Annotated in this window: 16 protein-coding genes; 8 read left to right on the forward strand and 8 right to left on the reverse strand. The window is 71.9% G+C overall.

Annotated features, from left to right (window positions below; translation table 11 throughout):
- Window positions 1-6 precede the first annotated feature (6 nt).
- Window positions 7-1,041: an ATP-binding cassette domain-containing protein gene (locus tag JIX56_RS20715; RefSeq protein WP_443031847.1), complete on the forward strand. Its 1,035-nt coding sequence runs from the start codon at window positions 7-9 to the stop codon at window positions 1,039-1,041.
- A complete protein-coding gene (locus tag JIX56_RS20720; RefSeq protein ID WP_257542698.1) occupies window positions 1,038-1,856 on the forward strand; it encodes an ABC transporter permease in 819 nt (272 codons plus the stop codon). Before JIX56_RS20715 ends, JIX56_RS20720 begins: the two co-directional genes overlap by 4 nt.
- A 117-nt stretch (window positions 1,857-1,973) precedes the next feature.
- Here the strand turns inward: JIX56_RS20720 and JIX56_RS20725 are convergent, their stop codons facing one another.
- A complete protein-coding gene (locus JIX56_RS20725) occupies window positions 1,974-3,545 on the reverse strand; it encodes a PstS family phosphate ABC transporter substrate-binding protein (protein ID WP_257550990.1) in 1,572 nt (523 codons plus the stop codon).
- A 113-nt stretch (window positions 3,546-3,658) separates the two neighbouring features.
- Window positions 3,659-5,770 carry a serine/threonine-protein kinase gene (locus JIX56_RS20730; RefSeq protein ID WP_257550992.1) on the reverse strand — a complete coding sequence of 704 codons (2,112 nt, stop codon included), beginning with the start codon at window positions 5,768-5,770 and terminating at the stop codon, window positions 3,659-3,661.
- A gap of 358 nt (window positions 5,771-6,128) precedes the next feature.
- Between JIX56_RS20730 and JIX56_RS20735 the strand changes: the two genes are divergently transcribed.
- The 4 genes from JIX56_RS20735 (at window position 6,129) to JIX56_RS20750 (ending at window position 11,534) form a co-directional block, all read left to right on the forward strand.
- On the forward strand, window positions 6,129-7,484 hold the full coding sequence (locus JIX56_RS20735) for an aspartate aminotransferase family protein (protein WP_257542699.1): 1,356 nt from the start codon (window positions 6,129-6,131) through the stop codon (window positions 7,482-7,484).
- Window positions 7,485-7,639: 155 nt separating this feature from the next.
- On the forward strand, window positions 7,640-8,332 hold the full coding sequence (locus JIX56_RS20740; RefSeq protein WP_257542700.1) for a GntR family transcriptional regulator: 693 nt from the start codon (window positions 7,640-7,642) through the stop codon (window positions 8,330-8,332).
- Window positions 8,329-10,785: a dolichyl-phosphate beta-glucosyltransferase gene (locus tag JIX56_RS20745; protein WP_257542701.1), complete on the forward strand. Its 2,457-nt coding sequence runs from the start codon at window positions 8,329-8,331 to the stop codon at window positions 10,783-10,785. Before JIX56_RS20740 ends, JIX56_RS20745 begins: the two co-directional genes overlap by 4 nt.
- A gap of 98 nt (window positions 10,786-10,883) precedes the next feature.
- Window positions 10,884-11,534 (forward strand): hypothetical protein, encoded by a 651-nt coding sequence (locus JIX56_RS20750; protein ID WP_257542702.1) that lies wholly within the window; start codon window positions 10,884-10,886, stop codon window positions 11,532-11,534.
- A gap of 168 nt (window positions 11,535-11,702) precedes the next feature.
- Here JIX56_RS20750 and JIX56_RS20755 read toward each other — a convergent pair whose 3' ends face one another.
- Complete coding sequence (locus JIX56_RS20755) at window positions 11,703-12,986, reverse strand: adenylosuccinate synthase (protein ID WP_257542703.1); 1,284 nt, start codon at window positions 12,984-12,986, stop codon at window positions 11,703-11,705.
- A gap of 197 nt (window positions 12,987-13,183) precedes the next feature.
- On the opposite strand from JIX56_RS20755, the gene JIX56_RS20760 reads away from it, so the two are divergent.
- Window positions 13,184-14,116, forward strand: coding sequence for an acylglycerol kinase family protein (locus JIX56_RS20760; protein WP_257542704.1), 933 nt, complete (start codon window positions 13,184-13,186; stop codon window positions 14,114-14,116).
- Between the two features lie 59 nt (window positions 14,117-14,175).
- On the opposite strand, the gene JIX56_RS20765 is transcribed toward JIX56_RS20760, so the two are convergent.
- From JIX56_RS20765 to eutB, 5 genes are all read right to left on the reverse strand, one after another.
- Entirely contained in the window at window positions 14,176-14,547 is a 372-nt protein-coding gene (locus tag JIX56_RS20765) for a peptidase inhibitor family I36 protein (RefSeq protein ID WP_257542705.1), read from the reverse strand.
- Window positions 14,544-15,095, reverse strand: a complete 552-nt coding sequence (locus tag JIX56_RS20770) for a hypothetical protein (protein WP_257542706.1) — start codon at window positions 15,093-15,095, stop codon at window positions 14,544-14,546. Before JIX56_RS20770 ends, JIX56_RS20765 begins: the two co-directional genes overlap by 4 nt.
- A 46-nt stretch (window positions 15,096-15,141) precedes the next feature.
- Complete coding sequence (locus tag JIX56_RS20775) at window positions 15,142-15,516, reverse strand: hypothetical protein (protein ID WP_257542707.1); 375 nt, start codon at window positions 15,514-15,516, stop codon at window positions 15,142-15,144.
- Between the two features lie 148 nt (window positions 15,517-15,664).
- Window positions 15,665-16,414, reverse strand: a complete 750-nt coding sequence (gene eutC, locus JIX56_RS20780; RefSeq protein WP_257550994.1) for an ethanolamine ammonia-lyase subunit EutC — start codon at window positions 16,412-16,414, stop codon at window positions 15,665-15,667.
- Between the two features lie 560 nt (window positions 16,415-16,974).
- Window positions 16,975-18,378: an ethanolamine ammonia-lyase subunit EutB gene (gene eutB, locus JIX56_RS20785; RefSeq protein WP_257542708.1), complete on the reverse strand. Its 1,404-nt coding sequence runs from the start codon at window positions 18,376-18,378 to the stop codon at window positions 16,975-16,977.
- Window positions 18,379-18,592: 214 nt separating this feature from the next.
- On the opposite strand from eutB, the gene JIX56_RS20790 reads away from it, so the two are divergent.
- Window positions 18,593-20,125 (forward strand): APC family permease, encoded by a 1,533-nt coding sequence (locus JIX56_RS20790; protein WP_257542709.1) that lies wholly within the window; start codon window positions 18,593-18,595, stop codon window positions 20,123-20,125.
- Window positions 20,126-20,257 lie beyond the last annotated feature (132 nt).

Consider the following 20,257-nt stretch of genomic DNA (forward strand, 5'->3'; position numbering starts at 1 on the left):
GGCCCCATGCCTTCTTCTGTCATGCCCACGACCAGTCAGCCCGGTTCGCCGTCGCCCGCCGCCGTCTCCACCGCCGGTCTGCGCAAGTCGTACGGCGACAAGACCGTCCTCGACGGCATCGATCTGCGCATCCCGGCCGGGTCCGTGTTCGCGCTGCTCGGGCCGAACGGCGCCGGCAAGACCACCGCCGTGAAGATCCTCTCCACTCTCATCTCCGCCGACGGCGGGCAGGCCCAGGTCGCGGGCCACGACGTCGCCACGTCACCGGACGGGGTGCGCGCCGCGATCGGTGTCACCGGGCAGTTCTCCGCCGTCGACGGTCTGATCACCGGCGAGGAGAACATGCTCCTGATGGCGGACCTGCACCACCTGTCCAAGCGCGAAGGACAACGGGTCACCGCCGAGCTCCTTGAGCGCTTCGACCTGGTCGAGGCCGCGAAGAAGCCCGCCTCCACCTACTCCGGCGGCATGAAGCGGCGCCTCGACATCGCCATGACCCTGGTCGGCAGCCCCCGGATCATCTTCCTCGACGAGCCGACCACCGGCCTCGACCCGCGCTCCCGGCACAACATGTGGGGCATCATCCGCGAGCTGGTCTCCGACGGGGTGACGGTCTTCCTCACCACCCAGTACCTGGAGGAGGCCGACGAGCTGGCCGACCGTATCGCCGTGCTGAACGACGGCAAGATCGCCGCCGAGGGCACCGCCGAGGAGCTGAAGCGGCTCATCCCCGGCGGGCACGTCCGGCTCCGCTTCTCCGACCCTGCCGCCTATCAGTCGGCCGCCGTCGCCCTGCGCGAGGCCACCCTCCCCCACTCTCGGCTTCGCTCGAGCGGGGGGACCCCCATCGACGAGGCGCTGGCCCTGCAGATCCCCAGCGACGGCAGCCAGCGCGAACTGCGTTCCATCCTCGACTGGCTCGACACGGCCGGCATCGAGGCCGACGAACTGACCGTGCACACGCCCGACCTCGACGACGTGTTCTTCGCTCTGACCAGCAGCACCACCGTGCCCGACCAGGCCAAGGAGAACGTCCGATGAGCACACCCCTGGCTCCCGCCCGCCCGACCCGGATCTCCCTCGCCGTCCGCGACTCGTCCACCATGCTGAGGCGGAATCTGCTGCACGCGCGGCGCTACCCGTCCCTCACCCTGAACCTGCTGCTCACGCCGATCATGATGCTGCTGCTCTTCGTCTACATCTTCGGCGACGTGATGAGCGCCGGCATCGGCGGCGGCGGGGCGGACCGCTCCGAGTACATCGCCTATCTGGTCCCGGGCATCCTGCTGATGACCATCGGCGGCACCACGATCGGGACCGCGGTGTCCGTCTCCATGGACATGTCCGAGGGCATCATCGCCCGCTTCCGCACGATGCCGGTCCACCGAGGCTCGGTGCTCATCGGGCACGTCGTCGGCAGCGTGCTGCAGTGCATCGCCGGCGTGGTCCTTGTGGGCGCCGTCGGCGTGGCCATCGGCTTCCGGTCCACGGATGCCACGGCCCTGGAGTGGCTGGCGGCGTTCGGGCTGCTCGTGCTCTTCGCCCTGGCGCTCACCTGGATCGCGGTCGGTATGGGCCTGATCAGCCCGAACGCCGAGGCCGCCAGCAACAACGCGCTGCCGCTGATCTTCCTCCCGCTCATCTCCAGCACGTTCGTGCCGGTCGACGCGATGCCGGGCTGGTTCCAGCCCATCGCCGAGTACCAGCCCTTCACCCCCGCCATCGAGACCCTGCGCGGGCTCCTGCTCGGCACCGAGATCGGCCACAACGGGTGGCTCACCCTCGCCTGGAGCCTGGGTCTGGCCGTCCTCGGCTACTTCTGGTCCAAGTCAGTGTTCAACCGTGACCCGAAGTAGGACCGTCAACTCGTCCCGCTCCAGGGCGGCGTACTCCGACACCGCGTCGGCGTACGCCGCCCGGTCGGCGTTCTCCGCCACCCGTCGACCACACCCTCTCAACCCCCCTCACCCCCCTCAACCCCCTTCGTCGTCCCGAGCCCGCTCGTCGCACAGCCTCGCCCCCGTCGCCGTCTCGCACGGCACATGGCCGTGGTTGCGGATGACGCTCTGGGCGGTGCCGCGGCGGACATGGGCGAGGAAGCTGTCGGCGAGGGAGTTGGCGGGTGGGCGGCGGTAGGTGTAGGCGTACTCGGCGCCGTAGTACGGGTAGGTGTCGTCGCCCTTCTCCAGGGCCTCCACGGAGGCGGTGCGGCCGTCGAGGGCGAGGCTGCGCAGGCCGGTGCGGCGGGTGGTCAGGTTGATCTCGCTGTAGCCGATGGCGCCGGGGAGTTCGGCGACCTTGGCGAGGACCTGCTCGGTGGAGTCGAGTTCGCAGCGGGTGACGGCGGCGGTCGACAGGTCGTCCCGGCGGCAGTCGAGCGAGGTGCTGGCGACCTGTTCCCAGCCGTCCAGCACGGTCCGCTGGAAGACCTGGCGGGTACCGGAGTCCGCGTCCCGGCTGACGAGGACGACGGGGATGTCGGGCAGGGACCGGTCGAGCTGTCGCCAGCGGGTGATCTCGCCCCGGTAGATACGGCGTACGTCGTCCGTGGTCAGGCTCCCGCCGCGCGGCCGGATGCCGTCGTTGACGACGAGGGTGAAGACGGACAGGGCGACCCGGTGGCCGACCAGTTCGGGGTCGGCGCTCGTACTCGGGCCGTCGGAGAACGCGATGACCGCCGGGGAGCCCTTCTTCGACTCGGCGCCCAGCGCGGCGAGTTCGCCCACGCCCGCCGAACTGCCCCGCGCGTCCACCCGGATCTCGGCGTCCACGCAGTCCTTCTCGTACTCCGCCGCGAGCCCGCGCAGCACCGGCGCGAACGCGGTCGACCCGGTCAGTGTCAGCTCGCCCGTCGCGCACTCGACGGGCGGCGGGGTGTCGTCCCGTACGACGACGATCGCGGCCAGGGCGATCACGCACAGCGTCAGCATCACGGTGATCAGCCGGGCGGGACGGCTGAACAGCGGCGGCTTCTCGTCGGGTGTCGCGCTGCGGTTGGGGTGCACCTCGCCGTCGCGGATGCCGCCGATGAGCCGGATCGGGCTGTCGACGTCGCCGCCGGAGAGGAGGACGAGCAGCTTGAAGTGGTCGCCGCGGTTGAGCGGGACGCGGGGGATGCGGAGCACGCCGTCGCGGTAGCCGAAACCGGCGGACGGGGTGAAGTGGTCCATGAGGTGGTCGGTGCCGGGCGGCTGGGTGACCGAGACACCGCGGATCACGCGACCGCTGAACACGGCGGTCAGGCCGTGCAGTTCACGTCCCGTGTAGTCGTTGTCGGCGATGCTCTGGGAGCCGTCGTTCTCGACGCGCAGCAGGACCAGGGTCGCGTCGGACATGTCCGGGGCCTCGTCGAACAGGCCGAGGCGGACGTTCGCGCGGCCCGAACGCACGTCGTGGCCTATCGGGTTGTCCATCTGCACGCGGTAGCCGATCCGCTTGCGCCTCGGCACCCGGCGCTCGTAATAGACCATCACGGCGGACGCCACGACACCGGCCACGGCGGTCGCCACCGCCACCACGTTCTCCGCGCTCAGCCACTCCTGCATACGAGCCACTCCCCCGAGCCTCACGCTCCGCAGTCAAGCGGGGACACGGTACGGCGCGAGCGGCGGGCGAAGCGCGGACAATCCGGATACGGCGCCCGACATTCACCGAGAGTTCAGTCGGCCTTCGAGTACGTCACCGACTTCCCCGTCGTGTCGACGCGCCGGAGTTGTCCGTCGGGCAGGAGGGTGACCGTGGTGGCGGCGCCGGGGGAGCAGGAGGCGGCCGGTTCGCCGGTGGTGACGGTGGAGGGGCCGATCTCCAGGGGGCCGTCGTCGGCCGGTTCCTCCGTCAACGCGGCCTCGAACACACAGTGGTACGTGCCGCCCCCTTCGAGCGGGCCGTCCGCCGTGAGGGTGAGCACCGTGTCGCCGACCTCGCCCTGCTGGATGACGAGTTGGCGGGTGTCCGCGCCGTCGGTTCCGTCGAGGGTGGCGTCCCAGGTGCCGAGGAACCCCTCCGGGATCGTGCCCGCGTCGGGCGACTCGGTGGTCTCCTCCGGGGAGGTTCCCGGGTCCGTCGGCTCGGGTGTCGTGGGCCCCGGCGTCTCCGGCGCGCTCGTCGTCGCCCCGCCCTTCGCGTCGTCCTCCGTGCCGCCGTCGTCGCCCTTCTTCATCAACGCGTACACCGAGCCGCCGGCCCCGAGCGCGACCACCAGCGCGACGATGACGAGGAGCACCGAGGAACGCCGGTTCCCGCGCGGGTGTTCGGCCTGACCGCCGCCGCCTCCGGGGCCGTAGACGGGGTTCGGCCCGTACGGCGGGGTCGAGCCGAGGCCCGGCCCAGGAGCACCGCCGTACGGCCCCTGCCCGTACGAGCCGTACGGCGCCTGCGGCGCGCTCTGTGGATAGCCGTAGCCGGGGGCCGCGCCGGGCGGCTGCCCATAGCCGGGGGCGGGCGGCTGCCCGTACCCGGCGGCGGGCTGCTGCCCGTACCCGGCGGCGGGCTGCTGGGTGCGCTGCTGCGGGAAGCCGTATCCGGCGGGAGGCGGCCCGGGCGGCGCGGCCGGCGGCCCCGGCAGCGGCGCGGCCGGCGGAGGCGGCTGCGAGCCCGCCCCCGCGATCCGCGTCGGCATCAGATCCAGCGGAGCCCCGCCCGGCGCACCCGGCGGAGGCGGCGGTACGGCACCCTCAGGCGCGGCGGCCGCATGCTCGGGCGGAGCCTCGGGGACAGCGGGCGGGGCCGCGAGGCCGCCAGCGTTCAGCGACGCGGGGGCGCCGGGCGGGGTCGAGGCGGCAGCGGCGGGCGGCTGCTTGGCGAGGTCGGGCGCCGCTGAGGCACCACCCTCCGTCTGGGCCACAGCCTCCTCCGGATCCTCCGCGTCCAGCAACCGCACCGCGTGCCGCCCCAGTTGGGCGACCAGGCCGCTCGGCAGCCAGGGATCGCGCGACCGCCCGGCGAAGACCGTGTCCTCCGCCCCCGTGCGCCGCAGGATCTCCGCGAGGGTCGGGCGTGCGGCGGGGTCCTTTCTCAGGCAGTCGCGGACGAGGTCGTAGAGGCCCTCCGGCAGCCCCTCCAGGTCGGGTTCCTCCTGGGCGATGCGGAACATCAGGGCGTGGCCACCGGAGTTGGCGGCGCCGAAGGGGAGGTTGCCGGTGGCGGCGTAGGAGAGGACGGAGCCGAGGCAGAAGACGTCGCAGGCGGGGGTGATGCGGTCGCCGCGCACCTGCTCGGGTGCCATGAAGCCGGGCGACCCGACGAGCGCGCCGGTGCGCGTGAGCCCGCCGTCCGCCACGGTCTCCAGCGCCCGCGCGATACCGAAGTCGATGACGCGCGGCCCGTCGATGGTCACCAGCACGTTGGACGGCTTGAGGTCGCGGTGGATGAGCCCGGCCTCGTGGATGTCCTCCAGGGCGTGGGCGAGCCCAGCGGCGAGGGTCCGTACGGACCGTTCGGGCAGTGCCCCGTGCTCCCGGCCGACCACCTCCTGGAGGGAGGGGCCGGCGACGTACCCGGTGGCGACCCACGGGATGGCGGCCTCGGTGTCCGCGTCCAGCACGGGCGCGGTCCAGTACCCGCCGACCTGCCGCGCGGCCCGCACCTCCTGCCGGAAGCGGGCCCGGAACTCCTCCTGCTCGGCCAGCTCCCGCCGCACGAGCTTGACGGCGACGGTACGGCCCCGGTCGGACCGGGCCAGGTACACGTTCCCCATCCCGCCGGCCCCCAGCCGCGCGAGCAGCCGGTACACCCCGATCCGCTGCGGATCCCCAGGCCCGAGCTTCTCCATGGCCACCGTCCCCCGATTCCCCGTGCCGTGCCCCGCCGCGCACAAATCCGTGCGCAACGGACCGATCGTAGTGCGGCCGTCCGGCAGGGCGGATGGGCCGGTGTCTACGGTTCCGTAACAGCGGCCGGCCAACCGGGGAACGAAAAGCAAGGGGCGCAGCCCCTGCTTTTCGAGGGGCGCGGGGAACTGCGCGAGCAACCACAACCCACCCGCACCCGCCGAACAACCCGAACCCCCGAGCTATCAGGCGCCCAGGCACCGCCGCGCAGCCCACGCCCGACAACCTGTCGTGTTCCCGGCCCGCTCGCAGACAGGTCGCCGATATCGCCCCCTCACCTCGGGCGCTTACTCTCACCCCATGACTCCCCAGGCAAACCCCCAGGTCGGCGCCGCGGTGAAGGCCGCGGACCGCGCGCACGTGTTCCACTCCTGGTCCGCGCAGGAGCTCATCGACCCGCTCGCCGTCGCCGGTGCGGAGGGGTCGTACTTCTGGGACTACGACGGCAAGCGGTACCTCGACTTCTCCAGCGGCCTCGTCTACACGAACATCGGCTACCAGCACCCGAAGGTCGTCGCGGCGATCCAGGAGCAGGCGGCGACGCTGACGACGTTCGCCCCGGCGTTCGCGATCGAGGCCCGGTCGGAGGCGGCCCGCCTGATCGCGGAGCGGACGCCCGGCGACCTGGACAAGATCTTCTTCACCAACGGCGGCGCCGACGCGGTCGAGCACGCCGTGCGCATGGCCCGGCTGCACACCGGCCGCCCCAAGGTGCTGGCCGCGTACCGCTCGTACCACGGCGGCACCCAGCAGGCCGTGAACATCACGGGCGACCCCCGCCGCTGGGCCTCCGACACCGGCACGGCCGGGGTCGTGCGTTTCTGGGCGCCCTTCCTCTACCGCTCCCGTTTCCACGCGGAGACGGAGGAGCAGGAGTGCGCGCGGGCCCTTGAGCACCTGGAGACGACGATCACCTTCGAGGGACCGTCGACCATCGCCGCGATCATCCTGGAGACCGTCCCCGGCACGGCCGGGATCATGATCCCGCCGCCCGGCTATCTGGCCGGCGTCCGGGAGCTGTGCGACAAGTACGGCATCGTCTTCGTCCTCGACGAGGTCATGGCGGGCTTCGGGCGGACGGGCACCTGGTTCGCCGCGGACCTCTTCGGCGTCGTACCCGACCTGATGACCTTCGCCAAGGGCGTGAACTCCGGTTACGTGCCCCTCGGCGGCGTCGCCATCTCCTCCGCGATCGCCGAGACGTTCGCGAAGCGGCCGTACCCCGGCGGTCTCACGTACTCCGGGCACCCGCTGGCCTGCGCCGCCGCCGTCGCGACGATCAACGTCATGGCGGAGGAGGGCGTCGTCGAGAACGCGGCCACCCTCGGCACGTCCGTCATCGAGCCGGCGCTCCGCGAACTGGCCGAGCGGCACCCTTCCGTGGGCGAGGTGCGCGGTGTCGGCATGTTCTGGGCGCTGGAGCTGGTGAAGAACAAGGAGACCCGCGAACCCCTCGTCCCCTACAACGCGGCCGGCGAGGCCAATGCCCCCATGCTCGCCTTCGGCGCCGCCGCGAAGGCCCAGGGCCTGTGGCCCTTCATCAACATGAACCGCACCCACGTCGTCCCCCCGTGCAACATCACGGAGGCCGAGGCCAAGGAGGGCCTCGCCGCCCTGGACACGGCCCTGTCCGTGGCGGACGAACACACCTCATGAGACACCTCATGAGGCCCTAGTCGCCCCCGGTGCCGAGCAGAAGGCCAAAAACTCCTCCCCGGAACCCGAACGCGTAAGGTGACGTGCTCGTAAGAGAACTCAGAGAGCACACACAGGTATGCGTACGCGTACGCGGATGGGGGAACCGGACCACGATGCCCGGCACCGGCACCGGCGGCGGCAATGGCGCCGTGACTCGTAGCACCCTGCGGCAGCAGCTCGCGGACGCGCTCCGTGACGAGGTGCTGGCCGGCAGACTCAAGCCGGGGCAGGAGTTCACGGTCAAGGAGATCGCCGAGCAGTACGGGGTGTCGGCGACGCCCGTGCGCGAGGCACTGGTGGACCTGTCCGCGCAGGGGCTGCTGGACGCCGTGCAGCACCGGGGTTTCGAGGTCCACGAGTACTCCGAGGGCGACTACCGGCACATGGTCGAGGCCCGCAGCCTGGTCACCGACGGCATGTTCCGGCGGCTGGGCGACCGCCGGGTCGACCCCCGTACGGCCGCCGCGCTCGCCGGGGTCCGGCGGCGCGGCGAGGAGGCGCGGCGGGCCGCGATCGCCGGGGACCTGAGCATCCTCGTCGGCTACGACCTGCGGTTCTGGCGCGAGTTGAGCGCCCTGTTCGGCAACCCGTACCTCACCGACTTCCTGCACCGGCTGCGCGTGCAGTCCTGGGCGTGCGCCGTCCAGCATCTGCGCCGGGCGGACGATCTGAGGGGCCGGCTGTGGGCCGACCACACCGAGCTCGTCGACGCCCTCACCCGCCGCGACGCGCAGACCGCCCAGGAGATCATCGCCAGTTACGACGAGCACTCCCTGACCCTTGTGGAACGCCTGGCGGACGGATGAGCACCACCCCGAAGCCCGGGGGCCGGCAGGTGAGCGTCGACCTCTCCGTCGTCGTCCCCGCCTACAACGAGGAGGACCGCCTCGCCCCCACGCTGGACACGATCGTCGCCCACCTGGCGGCGACGGAGGCGGCCGCCACCTGGGAGATCATCGTCGTCGACGACGGGTCGACGGACGCCACGGCCGACGTCGTGGCCACCGTCACCGCCCGCGACGCACGCGTCCAGCTCGTCTCCGGCGGACCCCGCAACCGGGGCAAGGGCCATGCGCTGCGGCTCGGTGTCCTCGCCTCGCACGGCCGCCGGGTCCTGCTCACCGACGCCGATCTCGCCGCGCCCATCGACGAGTTGGAGCGCCTCGACAAGGCGCTCGCCGACGGGCACACGGCCGCGATCGGCTCGCGCGAGGCGCCCGGCGCGAGCATCGAACGCCATCAGCACCGGCTGCGCGAGGCGCTGGGCCGGGCCGGCAACTTCCTGATACGCGGGGTCGCGGTGCCCGGCATCCGCGACACCCAGTGCGGTTTCAAGCTGTTCGACGGCGACCACGCCCGCGAGGCCTTCGCAGCCTCCCGCCTCAACGGGTTCGGGATCGACGTGGAGATCCTGCGGTACTTCCGCCGCAGCGGCTGGCCCGTCGTCGAGGTACCCGTGCGCTGGTCCCACCAGCCGGGCTCGAAGATCCGGCCGTACGACTACGCCCGTGTGCTCGGCGAACTCGCCGCGCTGCGGGCCCGTTCCGCCCGCCCCGCCGACGCCCTCGCGGTCACCTGCTTCCTCCTGATGTCCGTGGTCCTCTACATCGGCCGCTGGCTCGACCCGAACGGCCGCTATCTCTCCGACTCCCTCCAGGACCAGAACCAGTGGGAGTGGTTCTTCGCGGTCACGGCCGACAACCTCGTCCACCTCCGCAACCCCCTCTTCACCACCTTCCAGGGCTTCCCCGACGGCGTGAACCTGATGGCCAACACGGTCATGCTGGGCCTGTCCGTCCCCTTCGCCCCCATCACGCTCCTCTTAGGCCCGGCGGTCTCCCTCGCCCTCGTGACGACCCTGGGCCTCGCCGCCACGGCCGCCGCCTGGTACTGGCTGATCGTCAAAAGACTCGTACGGCACCGGGGCGCGGCCTTCGCCGGAGCGGCCCTCGCCGCCTTCGCGCCGCCGATGGTCAGCCACGCCAACGCGCACCCGAACTTCGTCGTCCTGTTCATGATCCCGCCGATCATCGACCGGGCGCTGCGCCTGTGCACGGGCGCCCGGACCACACGCGACGGCGTGATCCTCGGCCTGATGGCCGTGTACCAGATCTTCCTCGGCGAGGAAGCCCTCCTCCTCGCCGCGATGGGCATGCTGCTGTTCGCCGCCGCGTACGGGCTGACGCGCCGGGACGTGGCCCGCGACGCCTGGCAGCCGCTCCTGAAGGGCCTGGGCATCGCCGTCCTCGTGGCACTCCCCCTGGTCGCCTTCCCGCTCTCCTGGCAGTTCCTCGGCCCGCAGAGCTACGGGAACATCGCGCACGGCGACAACTCCGGCAACAGCCCGCTCGCCCTCCTCTCCTTCGCCGAGCGCTCACTCCTCGCGGGCGACCGCGACCGGGCGGACGCGCTCTCCCTCAACATCACCGAGCAGAACGCCTTCTACGGCTGGCCACTGGTCCTCCTGGCCCTCGGCATCGTCGTACGCCTGTGGGAGCGCCCCCTGGTGAAGGCGCTCGCCGTCACCGCGGTCGGCTCCGCCCTCCTCTCCCTGGGCCCGGAGTTCCGCCTCCCGCAGACGGACCTCGTGCTGCCCGGCCCCTGGGCGCTGCTCGCCGAGAAGCCCCTCTTCGAGTCGGTCATCGAGGGCCGCGTGGCGATGATCTGCGCCCCGGCGCTGGGCATGCTGCTGGCGATCGCCTGCGAACGACTGGCGGCCGAGCCGAGCCTCGGCACGCGGTACGTGGGCTTCATGGCGATCACCCTCGCCCTGCTGCCGATCGTCCCGGCCCCGCTGAAGTCCGTGGAGCGCGCCGAGGTCCCGGCGTTCATCGCGGACGGCACCTGGAAGTCGTACGTCGACACCGGGGCCGGCGAGACCCTGGTGCCCGTGCCGCTGCCCGACCCGGGCAACGCGGAGGCGCTGCGCTGGCAGACCACGGCGGACTTCGGCTTCCGGATGCCCGGCGGCTACTTCAACGGCCCCTTCGGCAAGGACCGCGTCGGCATCTACGGCGCCGCCCCCCGCCACACCTCCCACCTGCTGCGTGACGTCCGCTACACCGGCCGGGTCCCGGTGATCGGCGAGAACTGGCGGGCACAGGCCCGGAAGGACTTCGCGTACTGGCACGCGGGCGCGCTGGTCCTGCGCCCGCAGCCGTACGACGAGCAGTTGCGGGAGGCCGTGGACAAGCTGGTCGGGCGACCCGGGACGTGGGCGGACGGTGTGTGGGTATGGGACCTGCACGAAGGGGACTGAAGACGCGTGCAGCGACTACGCTTCCCTGACCACTGTGTGCCGTACGCGAACGACTCCCTACCGTGTGTGTGCGGCCGGATGACGCGAGGAGTGCTCCTTTGGCCTGTGACCTCTGGTTGGTCCCGCTCGTCGACGTGTTGTGCCACACGCCCGACAACCCCTTCGCCGAGGAACTCGCGCTCTACAACAAGCTGTTGGGCGAGGCAGGGCTGCCGCCGGTGCCGGTGTACCAGTACATGCCGGGGCTGACCGGGGACGTCGCCCCCGTCGCGGGCTTCGACTACGACGCGCTGCACTTCCTGCGCCGGGCCTATCTGCTCCAGGTGTGCGGGCTCGCGGTGACGCCGGTGGACGCGCTGGGCGGGGACTACGAGCAGCTCCTGGAGATGTTCGAGAGCACAGCCCAGCAGTCGCATCTGGTCTGGCACTACGACCACGCGGGCGCCTATGTCCCCGTCGACTTCCCGCACCCACTCTCCGACGACGAACTCCTCGCCGGGGGCGGCCCCTTGGGCTCCTCCCACGGCCTCCTGCGGGAACTGGAGCTCGTCGCACCGTCCATCGGCATCGACCCCACGAACCCCCCGGCGCCACCCGAAGCCCCACTGGCCCCCACGGAGTTGGAGGAACCGGCCGTACCCGCCCCCTACGACCCCAGCCCCTTCGCCCGCGAACGCCACGTCTGGCTGGGCCTGCACGCGGCGGCGACCCGAAGTCTGGCGCAGGGATCGATGATCGTCTTCAGCTGAGCCTCAGCGGCCCAGCGCCGACAGGCCCTTCTGCGGGTCGAAGACCATGAAGCAGGTCCGCCGGCCCTCCTCAGTGGTGAAGCAGGTCGCCTCCCGACATCGGAGAGTCCCACGCCCGGGACGGACCGGGGCCGGGCACGCCGACGCGTGCCCGGCCCGGGTGAGCCGCTAGATGAACGAGTTGATCTCGATCGTCTCGTCGCGGCCCGGGCCGACGCCGATCGCGGAGATCGGGGCGCCGGACATGTCCTCCAGGGCCTTGACGTAGTTCTGGGCGTTCTTCGGGAGGTCGGAGAACGACTTGGCCTTGGTGATGTCCTCGGACCAGCCGGGGAGGGTCTCGTAGACGGGCTTGGCGTGGTGGAAGTCGGACTGGGAGTAGGGGAGTTCCTCGACGCGCTTGCCGTCGATCTCGTAGGCGACGCAGACCGGGATCTGTTCCCAGCCCGTGAGGACGTCGAGCTTGGTGAGGAAGAAGTCGGTCAGGCCGTTCACGCGGGTCGCGTAGCGGGCGATGACCGCGTCGAACCAGCCGCAGCGACGGTCGCGGCCCGTGGTCACGCCCCGCTCACCGCCGATACGGCGCAGCGCCTCGCCGTCCTCGTCGAAGAGTTCCGTGGGGAACGGGCCGGCGCCGACACGGGTCGTGTACGCCTTGAGGATGCCGATGACCCGGCTGATCTTCGTCGGGCCGACGCCGGCACCCGTGCAGGCGCCACCGGCGGTCGGGTTCGACGAGGTCACGAAGGGGTACGTGCCGTGGTCGATGTCCAGCAGGGTCCCCTGGCCGCCTTCGAACAGGACGACCTTGTTGTCCTCGAGGGCCTGGTTGAGGACCAGGACCGTGTCGGTGACGTACGGGGCGAGCTTGTCGGCGTAGACGAGGAGTTCCTCGACGACCTGGTCCACCGCGATGGCGCGGCGGTTGTAGAGCTTGGTGAGGAGCTGGTTCTTGACGTCGAGGGCCGCCTCGACCTTCTGCGTCAGGATCGACTCGTCGTAGAGGTCCTGGACTCGGATGCCCACGCGGTTGATCTTGTCGGCGTAGGTCGGGCCGATGCCACGGCCCGTCGTACCGATCTTCCGCTTACCGAGGAAACGTTCCGTGACCTTGTCCACGGTCACGTTGTACGGCGTGATGATGTGAGCGTTGCCGCTGATCAGGAGCTTGGACGTGTCGACGCCGCGCTCGTTCAGACCGCTCAGCTCGGAGAGCAGGACCGACGGGTCGACGACGACGCCGTTACCGATGACCGGAGTGCACTCCGGAGTGAGGATCCCGGAAGGGAGGAGGTGCAGGGCATACTTCTGGTCGCCCACGACTACCGTGTGGCCGGCGTTGTTGCCGCCCTGGTAGCGCACCACATAATCGACGGAGCCACCGAGTAGGTCCGTCGCCTTTCCCTTGCCTTCGTCACCCCACTGAGCACCGAGCAGCACAAGTGCGGGCACGCGCGTACACCCCTTCCGGGCGGGGCATGTCCAAGGTCGGGGGCGTACGCGATGGCTCATTACCGTCGCGTGCGCCGCGACCGTCGTTGGCCGCACACTGTGGACCCGGATGCCCCGGAATAGACGAAGCCCCTGGCGCAATAGCGCAAGGGGCTCTTGCACAAAGATGCTACCCGAGGAAGCGAGGCAGGACCGAGGTGGCGACTCCCGACCAGCTCCTCGTGGTCATCGACCCCCTTGCCCGTCGCACGGACGGCGAGGCCGTACGGATCGCGAAAGACGTGCTCAGCGCGGGTGCGGCGAGTACGAAAGTGTGCCTTCCCGAGGGGCCCGAGGAATTCGCGCGAGCGCTCTCGCGGCGGGGTTCGCGGCGGCCGGTGGTGGTCGGTGACGACCGCGCGCTGCTGCGGACCGTGGCTCTTTTGCATCGGCAGCGGGAGCTGACGGCGTGCGCCCTCTCGCTGATCCCCGTGGGTTCGGCCCTGGGGCTCGCCCGCTCCCTCGGCGTGCCGACCGGGGCGGTCGCGGCGGCCCGCGCCGCCCTCGACGGCGTCGAGCGACGGCTGGATCTGCTCGTCGACGACAGCGACGGGGTGGTGCTGGGCACGCTGCGGATACCGGTCCTGCCGGGTGCGCCGCCCCCGGAACCGGAGGATCCGGCCGACGCGGAGGCCGGCACCTGCGCGGGCACGGAAGCAGACGGCGGCGCCTCGGCCGGCCACCACTCGTGGCTGCGCGCCTGGCCGCAGTCCCTCGTCCGTACGTTGTCCACGCGGCCTTCGCGGCCCGCGCGGGCGTTCCGTCCGCCGCGGCCGCGCATACGGGTCGCCGCGGGGGGCGGGGCCGGGCCCTCGCGGCTGCGGGTGGAGGTGGACGGGGTGATGCTCGTCGACCTGGACCAGCCCGTGGAGGGCGTGTCCATCTCCCCCGGCACGGACGGCGGCGCCGACGTCGAGGTCCGGCCGGTGTCGGTGGGCGCCGAGGCGGCCCCGCTGCACGCGATCGGCCACCGGGTGACCGTGTCGGGCGCGGACTTCCGCTACCGGGCGGATTCGCTGGTGGCGGGGCCTGTGCGGACGCGGACGTGGACGGTGCGGGAGGGGGCTTGGGGGCTGACGCTGCCGGGGTGAGGGTAGGGCCCCAGGGCCGGGAAGGGCGCCCGGGAGGCGCCCCTTCGACGGTCAGCGTGTCAGCAGCTCATCGCCCATGTGTGGGAGTCGCCGTCGTCGTTGGCGGCTCCGTTGTAGCCGACCTCCTGGCCGGGGGTCAGGCAGATGGTCATGTGGCCGCCGAGGCTGCCGCGCGAGTAGACCTTGACGTGGTCCTTGACGCCCGGGCCGGAGATGCCGTGGTTGGCCCAGGAGGAGTCCTCGTCGGCGATGTTGCTCTCCCACCAGTGGTCGTCGCCCGGCCACTCGACCTTCATGCCGGAGAAATTGGCGTCCGTCCACACACAGAAGTTGCCGCTGCCGCAGACGGCCGCCTGTGCGGAGGACGAGGACGCGAGGACCACTCCTGCGGAGAGGAGTACGGCGGAGAACAGGGCGGTGAAGCGCTTCATCGTGGGGTGTTTCCCTTCGGGGGTGGGGGGTTGGTGCTGCCGGTCAGAGAGGTGGCTTCGGTGAGGGCGCGGGCGCGCAGCCGCCGCCAGTCGGCGAGTTCGCTGCGGTGGCCCGCGCGGACCTCGGCGAGGGTGCGGTCGGTGTGGGCGGCCTCGGGCCTGAGGTTGTTGACGATCGTCGAGGTACGGAACCAGAGGCGCTGGTCGCCGTAGAGCCGCCGCTGGGCCGCGGCCAGGCAGCCGTCGGTGTGGGCGCGGACGACGTATCCGGTGGGCAGCCGCACGGACAGTTCCGTGCGGCCCGCCCCGAACATCGCCTCGGCGATCCGCGCCCGCTCGGCGTCCGGCGGCGGGCTCTGCCCGGCGCGCGGCGGAGTGAGCCCCTGGCGGCTCAGGCACGCGTCGGTGAGCCGCTGGGTCGCGGCCCTGATGACGTCGTCCGGGGCGAGCCGGGGCGGGGCCGGGGCCGTCGAACAGGCGGTACCGGCGGTGAGGAGCAGACCGCAGGCGAGGAGCGCGGCGGCGGCCGTACGGAGGCGAGGGTTCATCTGGGGTGCTGGTGCTCGGGCGACCGAGGCGTTCCGGATACCGCGCTCAGCCCGCCTCGCACCCCATCCGCGTGTCGCTGACGCCGTCGAACTTCGTCGCCCACGCGCTCCAGTCGTCGGCGTGGTCGTCGGGGCGGATCTCGCGGTAGAGGCAGCCGCCGCCGGGCTTGAAGCTGATGGCGAAGACGCTGACGGGGGCGTGGGAGTCGAAGGAGTACGCGTGGCGCTTCACGCGGGGGTCGGCCTCGCGGTAGCCGGGCGGGGCGTAGTCCCAGGCGCCGCCGGGGCCCATCTGGCCGCGCTCGGGCCAGAAGTACACATGGCCCGGCGGTACGGCGGCGGGCGCGGTGGCCGGGACAGCCGGGGAGGCGGCGGGGAGGAGAGCGGCGAAGGCCGCGGAGACGATGGCGAGCTGGCGCATGGGGTGGATTCCCGGGAACGGTCGGTCGACAGGGGCCAGCCAAAGCTGACACGGCGACCTGCCCAGCGTTTACCCCGATATGCCCCCTTCCATCCGTTCGAGCGAGCGCGCAGGGGCGCGCATTGCCACAGCCTCCACGGCCGGGGTCTCACGCCTCCGGCCCGAGCGACCCGGCACCACCCGCCACGCTCTCCGCACCGTCCGACTCGTCCTTCAGCCCCACCCCGGTCAGGCCCAGCTCCCGTGCTCGGAGCATCAGCGTGGTCAGCTTGGTGGCGGCCGTCTCGTAGGACAGGCCCAGGGGTGGGCGGATGTTGGAGAGGCAGTTGCGGTCGGCGTCGGTCGTGGTGCCCGGTACGGGGGCGTGCGTCAGGTAGGCGCCCAGGGAGTCGGCGGCGGACATGCCGGGACGTTCTCCGACGAGGACGACGACCTGGCCGGCGCCCATGGCGTGGGCGATGTCGTCGCCGAGGGCCACCCGGGCCTGTTCGGCGAGGACGACAGGGGCGATCCGCAGGCCGGGCAGGCGCTCGGTGGTCGCGCGGATCACCGCCGCCGCGTGCTCGTGGACCGCGCGGCTGGACAGCCCGTCCGCGACGACGAACACCACGTCCCAGTCCTCGCGGGGCAGATGCGCCCGGTCGGTGGGGTGCAGACGGCGGCCGAGGTCGGGGCGCCGGAGGTAGGCCGTACGGTCGGGAGCGGCGCTGCGGACCCGTATCGTCGGCGTGCCCGTCAGCTCCGCCGCCACCGCGTCCGGGTCGAACGGCGAGTGCACCGCGTCCCGCGCCGCCGCGTGCGCCGCCTGGAGTGCGAGCCGGTGCCGGGTCGGCAACGCGGTCCCGGCACGACCGAGCCCGATCCGCGCCTGAGTGTGCCGACGCAACGCGGTCCACAGGTCTGGGGTGGGGGCGGCGACTGGGTCGACGGCTGAGACGGCGGCCGGGTCGACGGCGGGGCCGGCGGCCGGGTCGACGGCGGGGCCGGCGGCCGGGTCGACGGCCGGGTCGACGGCGGGGCCGGCGGCGGGGTCGACGGCCGGGACGCCGAGGAAATCAGCGCCCGGACCGGCACCCGGGACAGCGGCGGGGGCGACAGCGGGAGCGGCGACTGGATCGACGGCGGGGGCGATGGCCGGGTCGACGGCTGAGACGGCGGCGGGGTCGACGGCGGGGCCGGCGCCCGGGACAGCAGCAGGGTCGACGGCCGGGACGCCGAGGAAGTCAGCGCCCGGACCGGCACCGGGGACAGCGGCGGGGTCGACAGCGGGAGCGGCGACCGAGTCCGCGGCGACGCCGACGGCTGGCACGGCGACGAAGTCGGCGCCCGGACCGGCGGCCGAGACGGCGGGGTCCGCGGCGGGGCCGGCGGTCGAGTCCGCGGTGGAGCCGTCGGACATCAGCGCCCGTACCATCACCGCCAGTCGGCGGTCACTCGCGTCGGGTCGTCGAGGTTTCGTCATGCCGCGCGCTCCTTGCCGATCGCCATCAGAGGGTGGGTCTTGCCCGTGACGTCCCGGACCCCGCCGGTGCCGTCGGCGTCGTCCAGGAGCCCGATCCGTGCGAGCCACTCCTCGAACTCGGGGGCGGGGCGCAGCCCGAGGACCTCGCGCAGGTACAGCGCGTCGTGGTACGAGGCGGACTGGTAGTTGAGCATGATGTCGTCGCCGCCGGGGGTGCAGATGACGAACGACGCCCCCGCCACGCCCAGCATCGTCAGCATCGTCGCGATGTCGTCGTCATCGGCGTCCGCGTGGTTCGTGTAGCAGATGTCGAGGCCCATGGGCAGGCCGAGGAGCTTGCCGCAGAAGTGGTCCTCCAGGGCGGCGCGGAGGATCTCGCGGCCGTCGTACAGGTACTCGGGCCCGATGAAGCCGACCACCGTGTTCACGAGGAGCGGGTCGTAGCGGCGGGCGACCGCGTACGCGCGGGCCTCGACCGTCTGCTGGTCGACGCCGTGGTGCGCGCCGGCGGAGAGCGCGCTGCCCTGTCCGGTCTCGAAGTAGAGCGCGTTCCGCCCGACCGTGCCCCGCCCGAGGGCCCGGGCCGCCTCGTACGCCTCGTCGAGGAGGGCGAGGGTGACGCCGAAGGAGGCGTTGGCGGCCTGGGTGCCGGCGATGGACTGGAACACCAGGTCGACCGGCGCGCCCCGCTCCATGAGGTCGATGGTCGTCGTGACGTGGGAGAGGACGCAGGACTGGGTGGGGATGGCGTACCGCTGGATGACCCCGTCCAGCAGCTCCAGCAGGTCCCGTACGGCCTTCGGGCTGTCCGTCGCGGGGTTGATGCCGATGACCGCGTCGCCGGAGCCGAGCAGCAGCCCGTCCAGCAGGGCCGCCGCCACGCCCGCGGGGTCGTCGGTGGGGTGGTTGGGCTGGAGGCGGGTGGCGAGGCGGCCGGGGAGGCCGATCGTGGAGCGGAAGGCGGTCACGACCCGGACCTTGCGGGCGACGGCCACCAGGTCGGCGTTGCCCATCAGCTTCGACACCGCGGCGACCGTCTCGGGCGTGAGCCCGGGCGCGAGCGCGGTCAGGGCGGCCGTGTCGGCGGCCGGTGAGAGCAGCCACTCCCGGAACTCGCCGACCGTCATCGACGCCACCGGCGCGAAGGCGAGGGCGTCGTGCGTGTCGACGATGAGCCGGGTGACGTCGTCCACCTCGTACGGGATCACCGGCTCGGCGAGGAACGCCGTGAGCGGCACCTCCGCCAGCGCCCAGCGTGCCGCGACCCGCGCCCGCGCGGACTCGGCGGCGAGCCCGGCCAGCCGGTCCCCCGAGCGCTCGGGGCTCGCGGCGGCCAGCAGGGCGGGCAGGCCGTCGTAGGTGTACGTCCGGCCGCCGAGGGTGGCGGAATACGTGCTCATGCCGGCGACCGTACGGAAGGCTCCACCGCCCGGTCCACGGTCTCCCTGGAGAGTTAACCGAGCCGTTCGCCACCGAGAATTTCTAAAGGTCTGGTTGACAAACATTTAACGCGTCGAGACTCTTGGCCGACTCATTCGGGCTAGAGAGTTCCGGTTCAGCAGGTCCATGCGGCAGTGCGCGGCACGATCACGGCATCCAGGAAGGGGCCACCCGATGGCAGTACAAGAGGGCGTCGCCCCCGACGAGGCACCCGACGCGCCCGGGGCCGGTGCAGGCGGCGGAGGGGCCGTTCACCGGCTCAAGCCCAACGCGGTCGGCCTGCTGGGCGTGGTCTTCATGGCCGTCGCCACGGCCGCGCCGATCACGGCGATGACGGGCAACGTGCCCTTCATGGTGTCGTCCGGCAACGGCATCGGGGCACCCGCCAGCTACCTCGTCGCAATGGTCGTCCTGGCGATCTTTTCCGTCGGCTTCACCTCGATGGCGAAGCACATCACCTCCACCGGCGCCTTCTACGGCTTCATCTCCTACGGCCTCGGCCGCACCGTCGGCCTCGCCTCCGGACTGCTCGCGACCTTCGCGTACGTCGTCTTCGAACCGGCCCTCATCGGCATCTTCTCGGTCTTCGCGACGACGACCCTGGAGGACCAGACCGGGGCGAACATCCCGTGGTGGACCTTCGCGATCCTGATGCTCGCGGTCAACGCGATGGGCACCTGGTTCGGCGTGTCGGTGGCCGAGAAGCTGCTCGTGGTCCTCCTGGCCACCGAGGTGACGATCCTCGCGGCGATGGCGATCTCCGTCGCCCTCCACGGCGGCGGCCCGCACGGCTTCACCTTCGGCCCGGTCAACCCGGTCAACGCCTTCCAGGGCACGTCCGCCGGTCTCGGCCTCTTCTTCGCCTTCTGGTCGTGGGTCGGCTTCGAGTCGACGGCCATGTACGGCGAGGAGTCCCGCGACCCGAAGAAGATCATCCCCAAGGCGACGATGATCTCCGTCCTGGGCGTCGGCGTCTTCTACGTCTTCGTCTCCTGGATGGCCATCATCGGCAACGGCGAGGCCGAGGCCGTGGCGGCCGCCTCCTCCTCGAACCCGCTCGCGATGTTCTTCAACCCCACCGAGCAGTACGTCGGCCACTGGGCGGTCGTGGTGATGCAGTGGCTGATGATCACGGGTTCGCTGGCCTGCGGCATGGCCTTCCACAACTGCGCGGCGCGCTATCTGTACGCGCTGGGCCGCGAGGGCGCCGTCCCGGGTCTGCGGCAGACCATCGGCCGCACCCACCCCCGGCACGGCTCCCCGCACATCGCCGGCTTCGTCCAGACCGTCGTCAGCGGCGTCCTGCTCCTCGTGTTCGCCGTCGCCGGCAAGGACCCGTACTCCGGTACGTACGTCCTTCTCGCCATCCTCGGCACCATGGCCATCCTCGTCGTCCAGGCCGTCTGCTCCTTCGCCGTCCTGGCCTACTTCCGCTCGCACCACCCCGAGAGCCGCCACTGGTTCAGGACGCTGGTCGCCCCGCTGGTGGGCGGCGTGGCGATGCTCGCGGTGGTCGTGCTGCTGGTGTCCAACATGGGGGTCGCGGCCGGTCCCGAGTCGGGGTCCTTCGTCCTTCAGGCCACCCCCTGGATCGTCGGCCTGGTCGCGGTGGGCGGTATCGCCTACGCCCAGTATCTGAAGCGGCGGGCGCCCGAGCGGTACGCGCTGCTGGGCCGGACGGTGCTGGAGGAGACGAAGGAGCGGTAGCCCCGACCGCTCTTGAAGAGCCGTCAGCTTTCCCGCCCCCGGCAGACCACGGTCACCGGGGGCGGACTGACGGGCGATCAGGGGACGAGTTCCGCCAACGGCACCTCCAAGGGGGTGACGACATGTCAGTTC

The sequence above is a fragment of the Streptomyces sp. CA-210063 genome, assembly GCF_024612015.1.
GTDB lineage: Bacteria > Actinomycetota > Actinomycetes > Streptomycetales > Streptomycetaceae > Streptomyces.

Coding starts and splice junctions, on each gene's coding strand:
- JIX56_RS20740 (WP_257542700.1), top strand. CDS start 7,640: ATGCCCGGCACCGGCACCGGCGGCGGCAATGGCGCCGTGACTCGTAGC.
- JIX56_RS20770 (WP_257542706.1), bottom strand. CDS start 15,095: ATGAACCCTCGCCTCCGTACGGCCGCCGCCGCGCTCCTCGCCTGCGGT.
- JIX56_RS20790 (WP_257542709.1), top strand. CDS start 18,593: ATGGCAGTACAAGAGGGCGTCGCCCCCGACGAGGCACCCGACGCGCCC.
- JIX56_RS20765 (WP_257542705.1), bottom strand. CDS start 14,547: ATGAAGCGCTTCACCGCCCTGTTCTCCGCCGTACTCCTCTCCGCAGGA.
- JIX56_RS20720 (WP_257542698.1), top strand. CDS start 1,038: ATGAGCACACCCCTGGCTCCCGCCCGCCCGACCCGGATCTCCCTCGCC.
- JIX56_RS20715 (WP_443031847.1), top strand. CDS start 7: ATGCCTTCTTCTGTCATGCCCACGACCAGTCAGCCCGGTTCGCCGTCG.
- JIX56_RS20735 (WP_257542699.1), top strand. CDS start 6,129: ATGACTCCCCAGGCAAACCCCCAGGTCGGCGCCGCGGTGAAGGCCGCG.
- JIX56_RS20745 (WP_257542701.1), top strand. CDS start 8,329: ATGAGCACCACCCCGAAGCCCGGGGGCCGGCAGGTGAGCGTCGACCTC.
- JIX56_RS20775 (WP_257542707.1), bottom strand. CDS start 15,516: ATGCGCCAGCTCGCCATCGTCTCCGCGGCCTTCGCCGCTCTCCTCCCC.
- JIX56_RS20725 (WP_257550990.1), bottom strand. CDS start 3,545: ATGCAGGAGTGGCTGAGCGCGGAGAACGTGGTGGCGGTGGCGACCGCC.
- JIX56_RS20730 (WP_257550992.1), bottom strand. CDS start 5,770: ATGGAGAAGCTCGGGCCTGGGGATCCGCAGCGGATCGGGGTGTACCGG.
- eutB (WP_257542708.1), bottom strand. CDS start 18,378: ATGAGCACGTATTCCGCCACCCTCGGCGGCCGGACGTACACCTACGAC.